This window comes from Amycolatopsis thermoflava N1165 (assembly GCF_000473265.1).
Lineage (GTDB): Bacteria > Actinomycetota > Actinomycetes > Mycobacteriales > Pseudonocardiaceae > Amycolatopsis_E > Amycolatopsis_E thermoflava.
The window spans coordinates 4,536,294-4,554,959 of sequence record NZ_KI421511.1; the positions used below are offsets into that span (position 1 = coordinate 4,536,294).

At 69.8% G+C, this 18,666-nt stretch carries 14 protein-coding genes and 1 pseudogene; 6 read left to right on the forward strand and 9 right to left on the reverse strand.

Going from position 1 to position 18,666, the window contains the following annotated elements; all coding sequences use genetic code 11:
* Window positions 1-36: 36 nt before the first annotated feature.
* The 6 genes from AMYTH_RS0122335 to AMYTH_RS47135 form a co-directional block, all read right to left on the reverse strand.
* Entirely contained in the window at window positions 37-2,469 is a 2,433-nt protein-coding gene (locus AMYTH_RS0122335) for a type I restriction-modification system subunit M (RefSeq protein ID WP_209440782.1), read from the reverse strand.
* A 645-nt stretch (window positions 2,470-3,114) separates the two neighbouring features.
* Window positions 3,115-4,311, reverse strand: a complete 1,197-nt coding sequence (locus tag AMYTH_RS0122340) for a tyrosine-type recombinase/integrase (protein ID WP_027932189.1) — start codon at window positions 4,309-4,311, stop codon at window positions 3,115-3,117.
* Window positions 4,312-4,424: 113 nt separating this feature from the next.
* Complete coding sequence (locus tag AMYTH_RS48030) at window positions 4,425-4,733, reverse strand: helix-turn-helix domain-containing protein (RefSeq protein WP_157360642.1); 309 nt, start codon at window positions 4,731-4,733, stop codon at window positions 4,425-4,427.
* Window positions 4,730-5,581, reverse strand: coding sequence for an adenine nucleotide alpha hydrolase family protein (locus AMYTH_RS45475; protein ID WP_063630498.1), 852 nt, complete (start codon window positions 5,579-5,581; stop codon window positions 4,730-4,732). The genes AMYTH_RS48030 and AMYTH_RS45475 overlap by 4 nt, the downstream gene beginning before the upstream one ends.
* Window positions 5,582-5,739: 158 nt before the next feature.
* Window positions 5,740-6,297 carry a recombinase family protein gene (locus tag AMYTH_RS0122350; RefSeq protein ID WP_027932190.1) on the reverse strand — a complete coding sequence of 186 codons (558 nt, stop codon included), beginning with the start codon at window positions 6,295-6,297 and terminating at the stop codon, window positions 5,740-5,742.
* Window positions 6,298-6,527: 230 nt separating this feature from the next.
* Window positions 6,528-7,022, reverse strand: a complete 495-nt coding sequence (locus AMYTH_RS47135) for a hypothetical protein (protein WP_051362780.1) — start codon at window positions 7,020-7,022, stop codon at window positions 6,528-6,530.
* A 377-nt stretch (window positions 7,023-7,399) separates the two neighbouring features.
* Between AMYTH_RS47135 and AMYTH_RS50470 the strand changes: the two genes are divergently transcribed.
* Window positions 7,400-7,609 carry a hypothetical protein gene (locus AMYTH_RS50470; protein WP_051362781.1) on the forward strand — a complete coding sequence of 70 codons (210 nt, stop codon included), beginning with the start codon at window positions 7,400-7,402 and terminating at the stop codon, window positions 7,607-7,609.
* Window positions 7,610-7,771: 162 nt separating this feature from the next.
* Here AMYTH_RS50470 and AMYTH_RS50475 read toward each other — a convergent pair.
* The 3 genes and pseudogenes from AMYTH_RS50475 to AMYTH_RS0122370 all read right to left on the reverse strand — a co-directional run.
* A pseudogene (locus AMYTH_RS50475) lies at window positions 7,772-8,290 on the reverse strand (DNA cytosine methyltransferase); the annotation flags it as partial.
* Between the two features lie 99 nt (window positions 8,291-8,389).
* On the reverse strand, window positions 8,390-9,517 hold the full coding sequence (locus AMYTH_RS45490) for a TRM11 family SAM-dependent methyltransferase (protein WP_027932191.1): 1,128 nt from the start codon (window positions 9,515-9,517) through the stop codon (window positions 8,390-8,392).
* Between the two features lie 68 nt (window positions 9,518-9,585).
* Window positions 9,586-10,389 (reverse strand): hypothetical protein, encoded by an 804-nt coding sequence (locus AMYTH_RS0122370; protein WP_027932192.1) that lies wholly within the window; start codon window positions 10,387-10,389, stop codon window positions 9,586-9,588.
* Window positions 10,390-11,235: 846 nt separating this feature from the next.
* Between AMYTH_RS0122370 and AMYTH_RS0122375 the strand changes: the two genes are divergently transcribed.
* The 5 genes from AMYTH_RS0122375 (at window position 11,236) to AMYTH_RS45495 (ending at window position 18,620) form a co-directional block, all read left to right on the forward strand.
* On the forward strand, window positions 11,236-12,306 hold the full coding sequence (locus AMYTH_RS0122375) for a hypothetical protein (RefSeq protein WP_027932193.1): 1,071 nt from the start codon (window positions 11,236-11,238) through the stop codon (window positions 12,304-12,306).
* A gap of 185 nt (window positions 12,307-12,491) precedes the next feature.
* A complete protein-coding gene (locus AMYTH_RS0122380; protein ID WP_051362783.1) occupies window positions 12,492-12,848 on the forward strand; it encodes a pilin in 357 nt (118 codons plus the stop codon).
* A 582-nt stretch (window positions 12,849-13,430) separates the two neighbouring features.
* On the forward strand, window positions 13,431-15,302 hold the full coding sequence (locus tag AMYTH_RS0122385; RefSeq protein ID WP_228684908.1) for a type IV secretion system protein: 1,872 nt from the start codon (window positions 13,431-13,433) through the stop codon (window positions 15,300-15,302).
* Window positions 15,303-15,314: 12 nt separating this feature from the next.
* Window positions 15,315-16,634 (forward strand): PrgI family protein, encoded by a 1,320-nt coding sequence (locus AMYTH_RS0122390; RefSeq protein WP_027932196.1) that lies wholly within the window; start codon window positions 15,315-15,317, stop codon window positions 16,632-16,634.
* Between the two features lie 6 nt (window positions 16,635-16,640).
* The gene (locus AMYTH_RS45495) at window positions 16,641-18,620 is read left to right on the forward strand and encodes a VirB4 family type IV secretion system protein (protein WP_037322636.1); all 1,980 of its coding nucleotides are present in this window, start codon (window positions 16,641-16,643) and stop codon (window positions 18,618-18,620) included.
* The last annotated feature ends 46 nt before the right edge of the window (window positions 18,621-18,666 follow it).

Below are 18,666 nucleotides of genomic sequence, written 5' to 3' on the forward strand. Positions count from 1 at the left end.
GAGCACTGTGCTCGTAGATGGAGGCACGGGCGGTCATTACCGCACCCCCATCTCTGCCAAGTAGTTCTCCACCGTGACTTCGAGCTTCCCCAGCCGTGAGCGGAGGTCGCCGACCGTCTCGGCGTAGCGCTCGCCCAGCAGTTTGGTCCGCGCAACGAGAGCGAGCGTGAGGGCATGGACCTCGCTGGTCACACGGTTGCCGATGGTTGCGGCCCACTTGTCGTCGAGTACCAGTTGCTTGATCTCGGGCAGGGTGAGGTCACCGTACTTCTTCAGGGTCGCCAGGTCGAGTTTGGCTTGCGCTTCCTTGGCGGCCTTCTTGGCGATGGCCTCGTCGTTGTACAGCTTGATCAGATGCTTCAGCGCCTCGATCTCTTCTGGGTCGGTTCCCTCGTGCTGAGCCACCTTGAGCCGGGTGGAAGCGAGAGCCTTGGTGATCTTGCCGTCGTCCATCACCTCGGCGAGCAAGCCATCTTCAACGGCATGCTCTTCGATGTACTCCTCGACGGCGCGGCTGGCTTCCTCGGCCGCCGCGTTGAGCGTGTCGACCTCGGCCTGCTCCTCCGCGAAGTAGCAGGCGACGACGAGCGCCGGTGGAATGAGGTCCATCTTGTACTTGGTGGCGCTGCGTCCGGAGCCGATCACAAGGTCCGGGGCCTCGGAGAGCTTGCGCTCCTTGTCCTCGATGGTCTTGCGCGGCTTCGCCGCATCCAGCCACCCCTCGTTCATGATCAGGAAGACATCGTCATGCATGACGTCGTGCCAGTACGTCATGAGCTGCTGGTAGACGTCGTACTCGTCGAGCAGCGGTGTGTCCTTGAAGCGGGCCAATAGATCGTCGCTGATGCGGGCGATCAGGTCCTTCGGGACGGTGTTGGCATCGATCGCCTGCAGGATGGGCCGATGTGCAGAGAACCAGTCGTCCACCTGGCCGCGCACATCGATCGCGAACTTCTGGAACTCGTCGGAGTCCAGGATAGTCTGCTGCACCTCGGTCACGCCAATCGCCAGGTCGCTATAGCCGGGGCGATTAGGCTTGAAGAGCACGGCACGAAGGCTCGGGAACGCCTCCCAGTACTGGCTGAGTGCGTCCAGATCACGCTCCGGGATCCCGCCGTGCAGGTGGGCGTGCAGGTCCTGGATATCCTCCGGCTCGGAAGAATCGATATAGCGGGGGATATTGAGGTTGTAGTCGTTCTTCGGATCGGCGATCTCGTGGAGGGGGACCATGCGCGAGTAGCGCTCGATCTCGGTCTGCTTGTTGAAGACGTCGACAATCTTGTGGATGTCCCGAGCCCGGAGGCGGTTCTTGGCGCCGTCCTTGATGAAGCCCTTGGAGGCGTCGATCATGAATACGCCGGTGCGGGCCTGGGCGTTCTCTTTGTCGAGGACGACGATGCAAGCCGGGATGCCGGTGCCGTAGAAGAGGTTGTCGGGCAGGCCGATGATGCCCTTGATGTAGCCACGGCGCAGCAGCTCCCGACGGATGTTGGCCTCGGCGTTGCCGCGGAAGAGGACGCCGTGCGGCAGAATGACTGCGGCCTTGCCGTTGCTCTTGAGGGACTTGAGGATGTGCAGCAGGAAGGCGTAGTCGCCGTTTTTCGCTGGCGGCCGGCCGAATTCGAATCGGCCGTATTCGTTCTCCAGGCCGTTGCTCCACGATTTGACCGAGAACGGTGGATTGGCGACCGCGAAGTCAAAGGTCCGTAGCTGGCTACCCGTGATCAGCTGCGGGCTGGTGATCGTGTCGCCCTTGCGGATGTCGCGGTCCTCGTAGCCGTGCAGGATCATGTTCATCTGGGCCAGCGCCCAGGTAGCGTTGTCTTTCTCCTGGCCGTAGATGGTGAGGCCGCGTGGGGCCTCGTCGGCCACCTTGAGCAGCAAGGAGCCGGATCCGCAGGTGGGGTCGTAGACGGTATGGTCTTGCCGGGTGTCCGGTCCGATGCCGACGACCTTGGCGAGCACCCGCGAGACCTCGGCGGGAGTGTAGAACTGGCCTTTCGACTTGCCCGACTCCGTGGCGAAGTGCCGCATCAGGTACTCGTAGGCGTCGCCGAGCAGGTCGTCGCCCTCGGCCCGGCTGCCGCGAAAGTCCAGGTCAGCGAAGATCGTCACGAGCTTGGAGAGGCGATCTTGCATCTCCTTGCCCTTGCCGAGCTTCTCCTCGTCGTTGAAGTCGGCCAGGTCGATGACCTTCTCCAGCCCGTTGGCCGCGGCGAGCTTGGCGATGATCTTGTTGATCTTGTCGCCGATCTCCTTGTCACCCTTGAGGGCAACCATGTCGTCGAAGGAGCCACCGGCAGGCACGTCGATCAGGGAGGTCCGGTCGGCCTTGGCCTTGTCCGTCACGTACTTCACGAACAGCAGGGTCAGGATGTAGTCCTTGTACTGGCTGGCGTCCATGCCGCCGCGCAGCTCGTCACAGCTCCGCCAGAGCGAGCTGTAGAGGTCCGACTTCTTGAGGGCCACTACCACGCCACCCCCTTGCCTACCTCGAGAGCAGAGCTTGCCTGCGAGCCCACGGCAAGGCGTACTTGTGACCTGTCCATCCTGCGGCATCCATCCTTCGCGTGCCCTTACGTGACAGCAGCGTCACGATCGGTGATACTCAAGCCGAGTGCCTCTACGATAGCGCCGGGCACCGACGGAGCTAGCCGTCGACGCGCGCCCCGCAGCGGTGCGGCTGCTGTCAGCGGGTAGGTCACAGACAGGTCGCCGACGACGGGCGAGGCAGGCATCATGGCGTATCCCTGGGCCACGTGCAGCATGCTCAGTGCCACACGTGCTCGCCTGGCCAGCCGGCCCGACGAGCAGGCTGCTGGCCGGAGAGCGAGCGGCAGCGGGGCACGGGGAGTGACGGTCACGCGCTCAGCGGCCAGGCCCGGTCGTCAACACCGCCGCTTTACGGCAGTCGGGGGATCTCCACCTCTACGGCACCGGCGTGGGAGTTCCGTCACGGATGTGGGTTCACGGTACCCATCGCGCCCCCGCCGCCTTCATCGCAGACAAACCGTCCGAGTCGCCGCCGACCCGTCGCGACCGGGACGCCAGGTCGACTCGTCTACTCGCCTGTTGGCCTCGATTGGTCGACCGCTGTCCGACCGTGGTTTGGGTTCAGCCGGCCTCGCGCCATGCTGCCTGCTTAGGTGGCGTCACGCTGTCGGCGACGGCCTTCTCCCAGCGTGCTTGGAGGGCGTCGAGGAGACGTTGCTCGACCGTTCGGGCGACGTGTGAGTACGTTTCCCGGACTTTGTCGGGCAGAACGTGGCCCATGCGCATCGCCTGTGCGATTTCGGGCACCGCGTCGTCGATCATCCAGGTCTTGTGGCTGTGCCGGAGCCCGCGGAACTTCAGTCCGGGTTTGACCGGGCGCAACCGCACGGCGGGGTTGGTGAGGCGAGCGTTGCCGTCGGCTGCTGGACGCAGCGCCCGGCGGGCGAAGTTGCTGCGGCGGTGAAGCTCCGTGTCGGGTGTGACGAACACGTGGGGGTGGGTGTGGGTCGTGAGGTGGGCTCGGAGCAGGATGACGAGGAACGGTGGAAGTGTGACGCTACGTGCGGATTCCTCGGTCTTGGGCGGCCCGAGGAACAGCGGTCCCTTGTCCGGCTCGTGCAGTGCTCCGATGTCGGGGTCGATGACGAAGAATCCGGTGTTGTCGTCGAAGAGGTGCAGGTTCTGTCGTTGCAGGCCGACGAGTTCGCCCCACCGGGCGCCGGTCCAAGCGGCGGTGACAATCAGCAGAGCTCCGCCCGGGCCGTAGATCAGCGCGACCTGGTCGGCGATGTGGAGCACTTCGGCGGGTTCGGCCCAGATTTGGCGTGGCGTGCGCTGGCTGCGGCGGCGTCGGCCCCGTCGGCGGGGGCGGACGGGGCTGGCCGCGATGAGTTGCTCGTCGGCGGCGTCGTTGAGCATCAGCTTGAAGCATTTGAGGATGGTGTCCACTGTGGTCTTGGCGAGTCCGCTGGCGCGGAGTTGCTTCTCCCAGGTTCTGGCTTGGGAGTTGGTGATGTCGGCGAGAGCTGTTGCTCCCCATTTCGGGCCGATGTGGTTGCGGACGATGCTGCGGTAGTTGTCCTCGGTGCGCTGGTCGATGTCGAGGGAGTCGAGCCAGTTGGGCGCCCAATCGGTGACGAGAGTCCGGCCTGCGGCCGGATCGATCCATGTTCCCCGGCGCTGATCGGTTTGCATGTCGGCGATGTAGTCCTCGGCTGCCTCGGCGTCAGGGAAGCCGGTCACTGCACCCTTACTGCCATCGTCGCGCCGGTAGCGCACTCGCCAACTGTTGTCGGCAACCGGTTCAGCCCATGGCATCGGCAACTCCTTGCGAGTCACGGTGGTCGATCGGTGTGGACGTCCATGAACGCTCTGGTCAGGACAAAGGGCCAGTGCGTCGGGTAAAGAGCCTTGGACCTGCAATGCGTCTGTCAGGGGTTGTTTCTGCGGCTGTGTGGTCCTCGGTGCCGCCGTGCTTGCCGGCGGCTCGGGCCGGCGATCCGGTGTCCGTTGGCGACGATCGCGTGGAGGTCGGCTTCTGAGAACCTCAGGTGCTTTCCGAGGAAGGTGCAGGGGATCTTGCGCTCGCCGGCCTTGCGCCGTAACCAGGACTCGCGGACTGTGAGTCTGTCCGCTGCCTGGGCGGGCGTGAACAGGATAGGAGAACGTGGTCCCCCGGGCTCTGGCCTGTCGGCGCGCTCGCCTACGGGGACCGTCGGCTTCGGCGTTGGGGTCGTCATCGCTGCGGTGTCTCCTCGTCGGTACCTGCTGGTTCCTGGTGTGCAGTGGTTGTGCTGGGGTGGCCGCTGCGGCAGGAGAACGGCGAGCAGCCGTCGGGGTCGTCGTCCTCGGCGCTGCCGGACCGGTCACGGGTGGCGTCGAGGTCGACTTGGTCGAGTGGAAGTAGCGAGCGATGAATGAAGAACTCGCCGCGCAGCGGCGTGCCCTGGGCGGTGGCGCGCGGGCTTCCGTGGCGAATCGCCTTGTCGAACTGGACGAGGTCTTCCCACGCCTGCGGATCGGTGTCGCGGATAAACCTGAGCCGGGAGTTGCCCGAGTACGGGCAGCCCAGGCACGAACTTTTCACCACGTCGCCCAGGCCCCGCTCACGCAGGTAGGCCAGGCAGTCTGAACGCGACATCCCGAGGTCCAGCAGCGGGAAGATGTTGCGGGTGTAGTTGACGTCGGAGTCCTTAGCGCGGTGGACTTCATCGGTGGAGATACCGATGGCCTGGTCGACGAACACCCCACGCGGAACGCGCCGCGGGTGGGGGTAGCCGAGGAACTCGCGGACCGCTTTCTTCAGGGGCCGAATTTTGTAGTCGCCGGTACATTGACGGCGCGCCATTCCTCTTGAACCGTCGGGGTTTTTGACGAACAGCGGCATGGTCACGAAGCGCGCGTTGGGGTTGAGTGTGTCGTGACGGATGTTGCCGTTGGACACCGTCCGCACCGGTATCCCAGCTTGCGCGCCGATCCTGCGCGCGGTGTCGAGCTGGGCGTAGACCTGCTTGGGTTCCCAGCCGGTGTCGGCGAACAAGGCGGCGTCGAAACGCGGTATCCGCCCCTCGCACGCGAGCAGAAACACCGTCAAGCTCTGCACTCCAGCGCCGAGGCTCAGGAGCCGGCCGCGTGGTCGACCGGGGTAGCGTTCGCGGCGTGGCGTGTCCGATCGGCGCGCTGACGACTGGGTCGGCGGGCGCGACGGGGTGGCCTGCGCTGGGGACGGTGGAGGCGATGCCGTCATCACCGCACCTCCTTTCCGTCACTGTTGGCGGTGGATCCGGGGATCGGGCCGAGAAGTCGGTGCGGGATGCGCCGTACGCTGGTCGCGGGATCTTGAGCGGCCCAGAACAGCGCTGGGGTGACCAGGGCGCGATGCGCGGGCTGGTCGGAGAGCACCCACTGCTCGACGGGACGGAACGCACCGTTCTCGTCGTGGGTGCCGGTGGCCTGATAGCCGGTGTACTTGATGTTGGTCAAGATCGAGGCGACTGCTGAGGGCGGCCAGGAGAGGTGTGTCCCGGGCGGTGGGTAGCGGTCGTGGTCGGCGTCGAGCCGTGCGGTGATGTCCTCGACGGACAGGCCGGTGACCGCGCGCCAATAGAAGACGTCTTGCACCACCGGGGCGCGGCGCGGATCCGGGGTCAGGCGGGTGCGTGGTGTGCCGCGCCGGCTCTGTGCTCCGGCCACGGTCATCGTGGTGTAGCCGTAGGGCGGGGGGTGAACGTTCCAGCCCTCGCGGATCAGGACTGCGATCGCCTCGGCCGACCGTCGCGTCACCGGATGCTGCGCGGGCTGCACACCGGAGGGCGTGTGGCAGGCGAGTGCTCGGTTCGGTGGCCGCCGGTATCGGAGCCGGAGGCGGTGGCGGGCGGTACGGGCCCACCGGCGCAGTTGGGTCGCTGGATTGCGTGTCCTGCGGTGTGAGGGCATGACGAAGAGCCCCTTCAAGAAGTCGCGTGGTGGAAGCGGGTGGAGCGTGGCGCTGCGGGGCGTGCTCGGCGGTGTCCTCGTCCCGGAGCGCGACAGGTTCAGCGACGCGAGCGGGTATCGCCGCAGCGGGCGCGCGTGGCGGTCGACGCCCGGGCGGTACCAGGCGGGCGCGTCGAGCCACCGCCCGCTCGGGCCGGCCGGCTCACGCGGGAGTGCCTGTCCGGCGTCGGGCTGACCGTCGGGTGGCAGGGCGAACGGTGCAGGTGGCTGAGGTCATCGAGCAGCAGGCGTAGTGCGTGCGCGGCTTGCTGGGGCATCACGCCGTTGCCCAGAGCGCGGAGTTGCGCGGTGCGGGGCAGCTCGAGGTGCTCGGCGGTGACCCACCCCGGGGGAAGGCCCATGAGCCACTCGACGAACCGCGGCGCGAGCACGGGACGTCCGTGGCGGCCGGGCTGGGTCGGGTACGGGGCGGGGCGCCCGGTGATGAGTTCCCAGCGGTGCACGGCGGCGGCGTACTCGCCCCAGTCCACCGGGCTGGGCTCACCGCGCACGGCGTGGCGGCCGCGCGGTGCGCGGGCGGGTGCCACGATCACTCACCTCCTTCCGCGGCCGGGTGGTTGGTTTGGGAGTGGTGGCGGCGATGACGACCGAGGGCAGCATCAGGTCGCCCTTCGATCCGCGCTGCGCGGGGCAGCCTTTCGTGCCGTCGGTCGCCCGGGGGGTCGGCAGGAGTCGTAGAGTGTCCAACAGAGACGGGCCTCCTTGTCGGGACGCGGCGGAGATTCCGTTGGAAGAACCGTCGTGCGCGGTCGGTGTCGGCAGCAGGGCCCCACGCCCCTGGCGAAAGACAGCTACGAGCCCCCCCCCCCCCCCCGGAATTTGTGTTGCCGCGCAACATGTTTCCGTCGCCGGTGGCGTCGGCGTGCTGAGTGCGCGTGCGCGGTCGGGAAGTGACGGTCCGCCGTCGTGCGTGTCGTGGGTGCAGTTCTTCGCGTCCGAGGCGGTCGGGGTCGGCAGCAGCCGTACCGAGTCGGTCAGCGTCACGCATCCGGCCGGGATCGGACGGCCCGGCTTGAGCACTGTCTGGATCGCCGCCGAGCGCGAGTCCGCCGCCGTCGGCGTCGGCAGCAACCGCGCCGGCCGGATCACCGAGTCGACCGCGTCGTTGAGGTTCACCTGATGCCCGCCCGCGCGCCGCCGCGCCGGATCGACCGGGCCGCGCGGTTCCCCGTCGCGTGCTTGCGGGGTGGGCATCATCCGCATCCCGTCCCGGGCCGGGGACGGCACACAGGAACACGCGTTCCCGGCGGTGGGCGGCGCCAATGTCGGCGGCGCGTACGCAACGCCAGACCGCGTCATACCCCGCTTCGGCCAGCCCTGCGAGTACTCGGTCGAGGCCGCCATTGCGCCAGCGGAGGGCGGCGACGTTTTCCACGACGACGAGCTGCGGTCGTAGAACGCGAATGGCGTCCAGGATGCTGTGCCACAGTCCACTGCGAGCGCCTTTCTCGATGCCCGCGCGCCGACCGGCCGCGGAGATGTCCTGACACGGAAAGCCCACCGTGAGCACCTCGACGGTCTCGACGGCGGTGAAGTCGACCACGCGGAGATCGCCGAGGTTCACCACGCCCGGCAGGCGGGCGGCGAGGACCGCGCAGGCGTGCGGGTCGACCTCGGAGTACCAGGCGATCCGGCCGCCGAGCACGGCCGCGACACCGAGGTCGAGACCGGCCACGCCGGTGCACAGCGACCCGATCACCGGCCCCTCGGTCGCCACGAACCGCAGCGGATCGCCGCCCCCGGTGCGGCGCTCAGACATGGTCTGCCTCCCCGGCCGCAACCCGCCGATCCGCGGCCACATTCGGCGGCGGACAACGGTGCCGCGCGACGGCGCGCCGGGCGGCGGCGGGACGCCGGTAGCAGGCGTTCCAGCCGCAGTCCCGGCAGTGCACCCGCGTGCTCACGACCCCCACCGCCCACTACGGGTCAGCGAGCCCGTGACTGACGTGCCGCTGGGCACGAGGGGCTTGGCCAGGACGACGACGTCCTCGTGCGCGATCAGATGCAGCGGCAGGCCCTGCTCGCGCTGTTTGCGGATGAAGTCGCGCTGGAAGAAACTGCCGCGGGCGATCAGCTCACGGTCGGCGACGCGGGCCAGCAGCGCGACGCAGCGTTCGACCGGCACCAGGCCGGCGGCCTGGCCGCAGGCGATGATCTGCGAGGGCAGGTCGATTAGTTCCGAGTGCTCGCGCCACGGCCGCACGGTGATCGCGACGTGCCCGCCTGGGCGCAGCACGGCCGCGCACCCGGTAAGGATGCGGGTGAGCCCGGCCAGCAGCCGGTGATGGCCGACGTTGGCGAGGTTGCCGCGATCCAGCGCGGAGCCGTAGCGGTGGTGGTACTTGTGTACCTTCCCGTCCGGCGAGTCCGTGCCAGCGGTGGCGACCTGCCCGTGCGTGGATGGCCCGTACGGCGGTGAGGTGACCACCAGCGCGACCTGCCCCCGGTATTTGTCCGGCAGCAGGAACGGCAGCTGCCGAGCGTCGCCGTGCACGACCTCGCCGTCGTGGTCGTGACCGCGTTCGCGGGCCAGGTCGAGGTTCGCGCGGGCGACGGTGACCCAGTGCGGTTCGTACTCCACGCCGACCGCGCGGCGCCCGGCGTCGATCGCCTCCACGAGCGTGGTCCCGGATCCGGCCATCGGGTCGAAGACAAGGTCTCCGGGGCGGGTGTAGGCGCGGATCGCGTGCGCGGCCACGGCCGGGAGCATCTTCGCCGGGTGCGCGGTGGAGTCGCTCACGTAGCGGCCCTTACGTTGCGCGGCCGGGGAGGACTGCGCGGTCGCCCACACCGACAGCGGCAACTCGCCGGCGTCGGTCACACCGGTCGCGGTATCCGGGCCGGCCGGGTCGTCTCCGGCCGAGCTACGCGCCTGCGCTGGGCTGGTGTCGCCGGCGGTGTCGAGCGCGTCGATGAGCGCGCGCGGGATCGGCACGGTCGGGATCGGCACGGTCGGGTCGTCACTGCCGTGGGCGGTCCACCTGGACGCACTGGTGGCGGTCGCTGGCGCAGGGTGCTGGTGGGACATGAGCTTGCTGCCTTTCGCGGGTATGGGAGTGGCCGGGGACGGCCCGATCGGTCTCGGCGACGGCGGGGTCACTGGCCACCTCCAGGCCCCGGCGCGACGCTGTGCGCGCCGGTCCCCTGACCGGTCCCGCATGGCGGCGCGCCGGGGTCCGCCGGTTGCGCGAACACGAGGACATCGCCGTGGACGCGCAGGTGCGGGGCAGGCAGTCCGCGCACCGTCGCGCGGTGCCGCGTGCGGTCGTATTCGGCGGCCACCGCCGCGTTCGGCGCTGCACGCAGACGCCCCGCCTCGACGGGGGTGTGCAGAGTGACGATGTGCTGCAGATAGAGCAGGTCGGCGTGCTGCGCGGCGGCCACGATCGCGCCAGTCGGATCGATCAGCCAACCCCGCGTCCAGTCACTGTGCGTGTACACCGCGAAGGTGCCGCCCTGGCGCAGACGGTTCGCCGCGAGCAGCGCGAGCCGGTCCAGCGACACCGTCTCGGCGGCGCGGGCGGGCAGGGACACGAGCACCAGATCCGCCTGCGCGCCGCGCTCCGATTCGGCTGCGTCCGCGCTATCGAGGGCACCGGTGCGCGCCGGGAGCGGAGGTCTTCCGGCGAGGGCTGCAGACGGGTCGGCTGAGTCGGTGACGAGGTCGACCCAGAAGGGGCGCGACGACGCGGCTGAGCCGTCGGCGCAGGTGTCGGCGGTGTGCGTGTCGACGGTGCGATCGAGTGCGCGCACCGCCTCCCGCGCCGCCACCACCGAGGCGTCACCGGCCGCCGTGGTGCCCTCGACGCCCGGGGTCGTGACCGCAGTCGGCGCGACGTGGAGGTCGAGCAGAACGACGTGCGCGCCTGGGTCGGTGAACGCCGTCGTGATGGCCTCCACGATCGGTACCGGCCACGCCGCGTGCGCGTCGAGCGGCTCGGGCCCGCACGTCCACACCGTCGCCGGAGTCGGCGCCGTCGACGAGGGCGTCGGCCGTCGCCGCGACGGGGCCGGCGCGCCTTCGGGACGCGAGGTCGCGCGGGCGCCGAGGGCGCCTGCGGTGGTGGTGCGAGTGCGGGCTCCAGGGTAGGGAGCGCGGTCGCCGCCGCGCCGGGTGCGCGGCGGGCGGGGCGAGTCTGCCCGGCGGCCGGGGCGCCCGTCCGGGGACTGCGCGCGCTGGGTCATAAGAAGCCTCCAGGAAAGCGAGTGCCGCCGGGCGTGTCCGGCGGTGGACGCGGTCACCGGCTAACTCCGGAAAAAAGGCCGTTTGGAGACACCCGCTCGCGAAAAAGTCCGAAAAGCCCTCCGAGACTCAGGACGACGAACCCCTAAGCCCGACCAGAGCGGAAAAGCTCCCATCCACCATTTCGCAATGCCCGCGCTCGACTTTTGGCCGGGGCTTCACGTGAGATGGCGAGAGATTTCTCGCGACGAGTTGCCGCGCGCGCCCCCGCGCTCCGGCGACGGTGGAACGGCCTTGAGGCGCACCTTCGGTGCTGTGACGCCTGATGGCGTGTCATAGCAGCTCAGCGGACTACGGGGGCGCCTCAAGCGCTACGAGCGCCCAACGGGGGGCATGGTGACCACCGCGCGCGACGCGCCTGCCACTGCGCTGGAGGCGCCCCTTTGAGGCGCTTTCGAGGCGATTCTGAAGCGGTTCGGAGGCGCTTTTGAGGCGGTTCTGAGACGCCTCGACTGGCTCTCTGGTGGCCCGCACTGATTACCCTCTTGCCAGGAGTTATCGCCATGGATCTGTCGCTGCCGGAAACCGATCCCGAGCCGGGTGTTTTCTCTCTCCGTCGCAACGATGAATACACACGAGACGACGGGGTGTTCGACGCCGCCATCACGACCTTCGGGTGGCTGGTGACCGGTCCCCATCCCGTGTGTGTGGACGGCGCCTCGATCCTCGGGCTTCCCTCCCGCCCGGTGCCGTTGGACGAGCTCGGGGCACTGTTGCTGACCGAGGACTGCACCCAGGCCACCCGCGACGCGGCGTGGACGTATCTGATCACCCGGGCGCGCGCTCAGGGCGGCACCTGGACGATGGCGTGCGTTGGCTTGGCGATGCCGGTACTGCTGCCGGTCGCCGCACAGCTGACCAATCGCTTTCGCGGCGACAAGCACGACATCCACGCCGCCGTGCTGACCGGGTTCCTCGCCGGGCTCGCCGAGGTCGACCTGAACCGCCCGGCGATCCTCGTGCGACTGCGCTGGGCGGCCTACCGCGCCGGCTACACCGCTCTGCGCGAAGCCCTCGACGCCGCGCCGCCGATCGAGGACATCGGCTTCCGCTCCACGCCACCACACCGCCCTGGCGGGCACCCCGACCTCGTGCTCGTGACCGCCGTAGGAGCGGGCGTCATCACCACCGACGAAGCCGCGCTGATCTCGGCCACCCGCTTCGGGGCACTGTCGCTGACCGAGGCCGCGCACGCCCGCGGCGAGCCGTACAAAACGACGCAGAAGGTCCGCCATCGCGCCGAGCAGCGCCTTGCCCGCTACCTCACCGAACCAGTCGACGACTCCGCCACCGACGCCTCCGCACCGGCCTCCGGCACGGGCGGTCGCGGCCACACCAGCGGGGCGCGACACCCAGCCGTGCAGCTCTCCCGAACCCACCGGCTGCGGCTACGCAGCGTGACACGAGTCAGTCCGGAACTTGCGAAGAAACTTCTGCACCCGGCGTCTCCAAACGGCCCGAAATCCGGAGTTAGCGCACGCGGGACCCGGCTGCCCGCACGCCCGCGCCGCCGCCATTCGCCCGGCCCCGCCGGCCGCTCGGCGCTCACTCAGGAGGCCCGCTCATGCGACTGACACCACTTCACCAAGGTCGTCGTCCACAGCCGACATCCCAGCGCCGTGCGGCACGACGCGGTCCCGGCTCACCGGCTCCCGCGCCAAGCCCACGTCCGACGCGTCTCCGGTCCGCGACTGCAGCCGCACACCCCGGCGTGAGCTGCTGCGCGAGCTCGACCGACACCACCCCCGCGGACGCGCCAATGCGGCGTCGCCGAAGTGCGCACCGTCGGGTCGTGCTGTTGATTGGGTGGCTAGTCGCTGCCGGGGTGTTGCTGACATCCTCGGCCGCGCGGGCGGAAACCGTCCAGGTCGTCGCGCTCGCCCAGACCGTCGACCAGGTCCTCAACAACATCCGCAACTGGATCATGGGGATCCTCGCCGGGATCGCCATCGTGCTGTTCAGCATCGCCGGGCTGCGCTACCTGCTGGCCTCCGGTGACCCCGGGGAAATCGAGAAGGCCAAGGGCGCCTTCAAAGCCGGATGCATCGGCTTCGGTCTCGCCGCGCTCGCCCCGCTCGTGGTCGAAATTCTCAAGGGCATCGTGGGTGGGGTGTGAGCCATGACCGCGCAGCGCGCCACCCCCTCCGCCCATCCGCGCCACCCAGCCCGGCGCCACGCGACGACGCCGATCGTGCGTCCTGGCCGGGCCACCGATTCGGGCCGTGACAGGGCGGCGAGCGTCGGGCCGGTCCGCGACGAGCGGCTCATGACAGGTCCACCGACAGGCCCCGCGAAGCGTCGTCCTCGACAAGTTGGCTGGGCACGATGGCTGCCCCAGCGCCGGTGGGCCCGCGGTCTCGTGGTGCTGGTGCCGCTGATGGCGGCCCTCGCCGGAATCACAATGACCGCATCGGCTGCCACCGGATCCGCACCCGCGCCCGTGGCAGCCGTGGCACCGCTGGAGCCCGCGCAACCGCCGGTACTGCCGCTGCCCCCGGTTCCGCAGCCGAGCTGCGGTCCGGGCTCGTCCGATCCCTCGTGCCTGTTCCCCACCGGCACCCAGGCGCCAACGCCCTCGGGGCTGCCGAGCGCTCCGCTGGTTCCGCCGCCGTCGCAGCCGCCGGTGTCGTGCTTTCCGGGGGCCTTGATGCCCGAGTGCGGAGGGCTGGGCGGCACCCCGCCGCCGCCGACTACCTTGGTGCCCCCGTCGTGTGAAGGGCCGAACTGCATTCCGCAGCCGACCCCGATCGACCCGAACAAGCCGGGCCTGGCCCCGGCGCCAGGCGCGGGGAACGAGGACAAGGCCGACGAGTGCGGCATCACCGATCCGATCGCCTGCGTCACCGAAGGCATCGACAGCTTCTTCCGCGGCGTGGTCACCGACGCGCTGAACCCGCTGCTGGAGTTGCTGGGCAAAACGTTGCTCACCACGCCGGAGCCAAGCGCGCTGCCGAGTGTCGGGCAGCTGTGGACCGAGTCGTGGCACATCCTGCTCGCGGTCTACGTGACCATCGTCCTGGTCGCCGGGATGATCCTCATGGGCTACGAGACCCTGCAGACCCGGTACACCATCAAGGAGATCGGGCCGCGAGTCGTCATTGGGTTTCTCGCCGGAACGCTGTCGCTGTTCCTCGCGACGAAGGCGATCCAGATCGCCAACGCGCTCGCCCAAGCAGTGATGGGCTCCGGGGTCAGCCCGGAAGCCGCGGGCAAGGCGCTGACCGACATGGTCCTGGGTGCCCTCAACGGTGGCGGCCTGTGGCTGATCTTCATCGGCTTCGCCCTCGCGGTGATGATCATCATCCTGCTGATCACGTTCATCGTGCGGGTGATGGTGACGATCCTGCTGATCGCCGCCGCACCGATCGCGCTGATGTGGCACGCCCTGCCCCACACCGAGGGCGTCGCCCAAGCCTGGTGGAAAGCCTTCGGCGGCGTGCTGGCCATCCAGGTCGGCCAGTCGCTGGCGATGGTCGCGGCACTGCGGATCTTCTTCGCCCCCGGCGGCTTCACCGTGTTCGGCGCGAACCTCAACGGGCTGATCAATCTGCTGCTGTGCCTGGCGCTGATGTGGGTGCTGATCAAGATCCCGTTCTGGTGCCTGCGCCCGATGAGCGGCGGGCGCCGCTCCATGCTCGGCTCGCTGGTGCGAGGCGCGATCGCCTACAAGACCATGGGCCTGCTCGGCGCCGCCGCCCCATTCAGCGGCAAAGGCAAGGGGGGCGCGCCCCGCGTGCGCGGTGGCGGTAGCACTCCGGGGGACCCGCCGTCCACACGCTCGGGCCAGTTCATGCTGCCGATGCGCCTCCGCCGCACCCGGCCCGGGCCGCGCCGGCCACCGCGCCTCGGCGAGCTGCCGGGTGCCAGAGCGAGCGTCGATCGCCGGCCCGGTCCCGGGCAAATGTCGCTGTTCACCGCCGGTGGCTCCGGGGACGAGCAGACGGTGTCGGCGAACCCGCGAGCGCTGCCACTGGACGACCTGCCCGGCGCGCTTCCTCGCGACCAACTCGGGTTGCCGATCACCACGCGGCGCGAGCCGGACCGGGTCGGGCGCCGGTCGCTGGCCGACGACCTCGCCGAGCGACGTACCGGGACGCCACCGTCGGTGTCGCAGCCCGGTCTGCTCACCTGCGATGGGCGGATCAACCGCAACGCCCGTCCGCCGACGCACCTGCCCCGCGCGCTGGTTGCGCCCAACGCCGGGATGCTGCCCATTCACCTTTTTCCCGCGGCAGCAGGCACGCCCCGGCGGACGCTGGCCGACGACTTCGCCAACCCCACACCGACCAGCCCACCGCGGCAGACCGGCCCTGGCCTGATCACCCCGTCCGGCCAGATCAACCGCGGCGCCCGCCCCCCGCGGCGCCCGACGCGGGACGCCTACACCGGCAACCGGCCGCTGGCCTCGGGCCAGTACCCGCTGCCGCTCGGGGTCCGACGCCAGCCCAAACCCAAGCCGCCGCCACCGGCCAAGGACACGAGCACCTCGGCGCCGCCGAAGCGGCGCACCGGAACGCAACTTCCCCTGCCCTTGGACCTCCCCCGTCGCCGGGGCCCGGAAAGGAAGTGAGGTCGCTTCACCATGACTTCTCCCGTGCGCGTACCCGCCGACGTCGACCGCCCGGACCGAATACTCGGGCCGCTGACCGCCCGGCAACTCGCGATACTCGGCATCGCCGGCCTCCTGCTCTACGGTCTCTACTCAGTGACCCGCACCGTGGTGCCGCTACCGGTGTTCCTCATCGTCGCCCTACCGGTCGGGATCACGGTCACCGTGCTGGCCCTCGGGCAGCGTGACGGGCTGCCCTTGGACAAGCTCGCCCTCGCTGCCGTGCGCCAGCACCTGTCGCCGCGGCACCGGGTCGCCGCGCCCGAAGGTGTGCGCGCGGCCCCGGCCTGGCTGACCGCCCAGCAACCAAAAACCCGCCCCAGAGGCCGGGGGCGGCGCCCGGCGGCCTCCGCTGGGGCCGAACCGGTGTCCCCGGCACCACTCGAACTCCCAGCCAGCGGCGTGACCGATTCCGGGGCGCAGGCCGGGATCGTCGACCTCGGCACCGACGGGCTCGCGGTCATCGCCGTCTGCTCGACGATCAACTTCAGCCTGCGCACGCCCGCGGAGCAGGAGGCGCTCATCGCGTCCTTCGCCCGCTACCTGCACTCCTTGACCGCACCAGTGCAGATCCTGGTGCGCGCCGAACGACTCGACCTCGCACCACAGATCGCCGACCTGCGATCCCGCGCCGGCGGGCTTCCCCACCCGGCGCTGGAGGCCGCCGCACGGGACCACGCGGACTATCTCGCCGACCTCACCGCGCACGCGGATCTGCTGCGCCGCCAGGTACTACTCGTCTTACGCGAACCCCTGCGCACAGGCCCAGCCCCCGACGCGTCGAGCACGATGCCGTGGCGACGCCACCGCAGCGGCTACGAGCATTCGGTGGACGACCGGGTGCGGCAGGCGGCCGAACAACGACTGGTGCGCCGCCTCGGCGAGGCCATCGAACTGCTGACTCCCGCCGGGATCGTGGCCACCCCGCTCGATGCCGCCGCCGCGACCGGCGTTTTGGCGGCGGCGTGCAACCCCGACACGTTCCTGCCGCCCTCGGCGGCGCTGGCCGGAGCCGACGAGGTCGTCACCGCCACCACCACCTTCACCGACCTCTACGGCACCGACGAACCCGACTTCGCGACCGCATCGCTTCCCGTCCGCCCGGGGCGCGCACCCGCCGCCGCGCCGCAATCCGCGCGCCGCAATCCGGCAGTGCGCCCCTCCCGCCCGGCAGCTCCTGAACCCGAGGCCGCACGTTCCGAGCCATCACACTCCGTCCGCTCGCAGGCCGTGGGGCCGTGGCTGTCCGAGGACGAGGACTGGGACTACGACGACGAGATCGAAAGCAGGTAGACCTCCATGGCACGCAGCAGGAACCGCGCCACGGCGACCCGGTCCGGATCGGCGGGGGCGTTCACCCCGGACGCGTTATCGGTGTCGGCCCGGCACCTCGAGGTAGGCAACGAGTTCGTCGCCAGCTTCGGGGTGACCGGCTATCCGCAGGAGGTCTATCCCGGGTGGCTCGCGCCTCTGCTGACCTATCCCGCACGCTTGGACGTCTCGGTCCATGTCCAGCCAGTCGACCCGGCCACGGCCGCCAGCGGCCTGCGCAAGCAACGCGCCAAACTCGAATCGTCGCGCCGCCACAACGCACGGCACGACCGGCTCGACGACCCCGACCTCGACGCCGCCGCCGAGGACGCCGCCGACCTCTCGCGGCGCATCGCCCGCGGCGACGGGAAACTCTTCAAATTCGGCCTGTACCTGACCGTGCACGCCCCGGACGAGAAGTCCCTCGCCGAAGAAGTCTCGGCACTGCGGTCACTGTGCGCGTCGCTGCTGCTTGATGCCAAACCAGCGACCTACCGGGCCCTGCAGGGCTGGGTGGCCACCCTGCCGCTCGGGCTGGACCCGCTGGGATTGAAGCGGACGTTCGACACCGCCGCGGTCAGCGCGGCGTACCCGTTCACCTCGCCGGATCTCCCGCCGACCGACCCGACCACCTCGGCCCCGTCCGGGGTCCTCTACGGCTACAACATCGGCAGCTCGGGGCTGGTGCACTGGGACCGGTTCGCCTGCGACAACTACAACTCCGTCGTCCTCGGCCGGTCCGGAGCGGGCAAGAGCTATCACGTCAAACTCGAGACCCTGCGCAGCCTCTACCGCTCCCTCGGTGACGAGGAGAGCGGCTGGGCCGGCGACGGGGTGCAGGCGTTCGTCGTCGACCCCGAGGACGAATACGCCCGGCTGGCCTCCGAGGTCGGCGGCACCTACGTGCACCTCGGCGCGAACGGGGTACGGCTCAACCCGTTCGACCTGCCCGTGCACACCGATGCCCGCGGGCGCCGCACCGCTCCGCAGGACGCGCTCAAGCGGCGCAGCTTGTTTCTGCACACCGTGCTCGCCGTCCTCTTCGGCGCCGAGGTCACCGCCGCCGAACGAGCTGTCCTCGACACCGCGATCACCACCACCTACCACCGTGCCGGGATCACCGACGACACCCGGACCTGGACGCGCCCGGCGCCGCTGCTACGTGATCTGCGGGCCACCCTCGCTGCTTCCGGTGACTGTGGTGACGCGGTAGCGGCTGATCTGGCCGCCCGATTGCACCCGTTCGTCGACGGGTCGTTCGCCGATCTCTTCGACGGGCCCACCACCGCTACCCCGGATGGGCACCTCGTGGTGTTCTCCCTGCGGGATCTGCCCGACGAGTTGCGCGCGATCGGCACTCTGCTCGTGCTCGACGCCGTCTGGCGGCGGGTCTCCAACCCCGCCTACCGCCGTCCCCGGCTGGTGGTGGTCGACGAAGCGTGGCTGCTGATGCACCAGCCCGAGGGCGCCCGATTCTTGTTTCGGATGGCCAAAGCCGCCCGCAAACACTGGTGCGGCCTCACGGTCGCGACCCAGGACACCACCGACGTGCTCAGCAGCGACCTCGGCAAAGCGATCGTGTCCAACGCGGCCACGCAGGTCTTGTTGCGTCAGGCTCCCCAGGCAATCGACGAGATCGCCGAGACCTTCGGTCTCTCCGCCGGGGAGCGGCAGTTCCTGCTGTCGGCCGACCGGGGCCAGGGTCTTCTCAGCTCGGGCACGCAGCGGGTGGCGTTCCAGTCGCTGGCCTCGCCCACGGAGAACTTCCTGGTCACCACCGACCCGGCGGAACTCGCGCGGTTCGCCCACGACGACCCGGACGCCACCGACAGCGGTCTCGCCGACGCCTTCGTCGACCTCGGGCCCGCCGACACCGGCTCCTTCCACGCCGTCGCCCTGGACGCCGACGCGTACCTAGACGGTGACGGGTTCGACGACGCGGGGCAGGTCCACCTCGATCCCGCGTGACCGGTCCCTGCGTCGCTCTCGACTCCACCCCGCCTCGCACGACGTT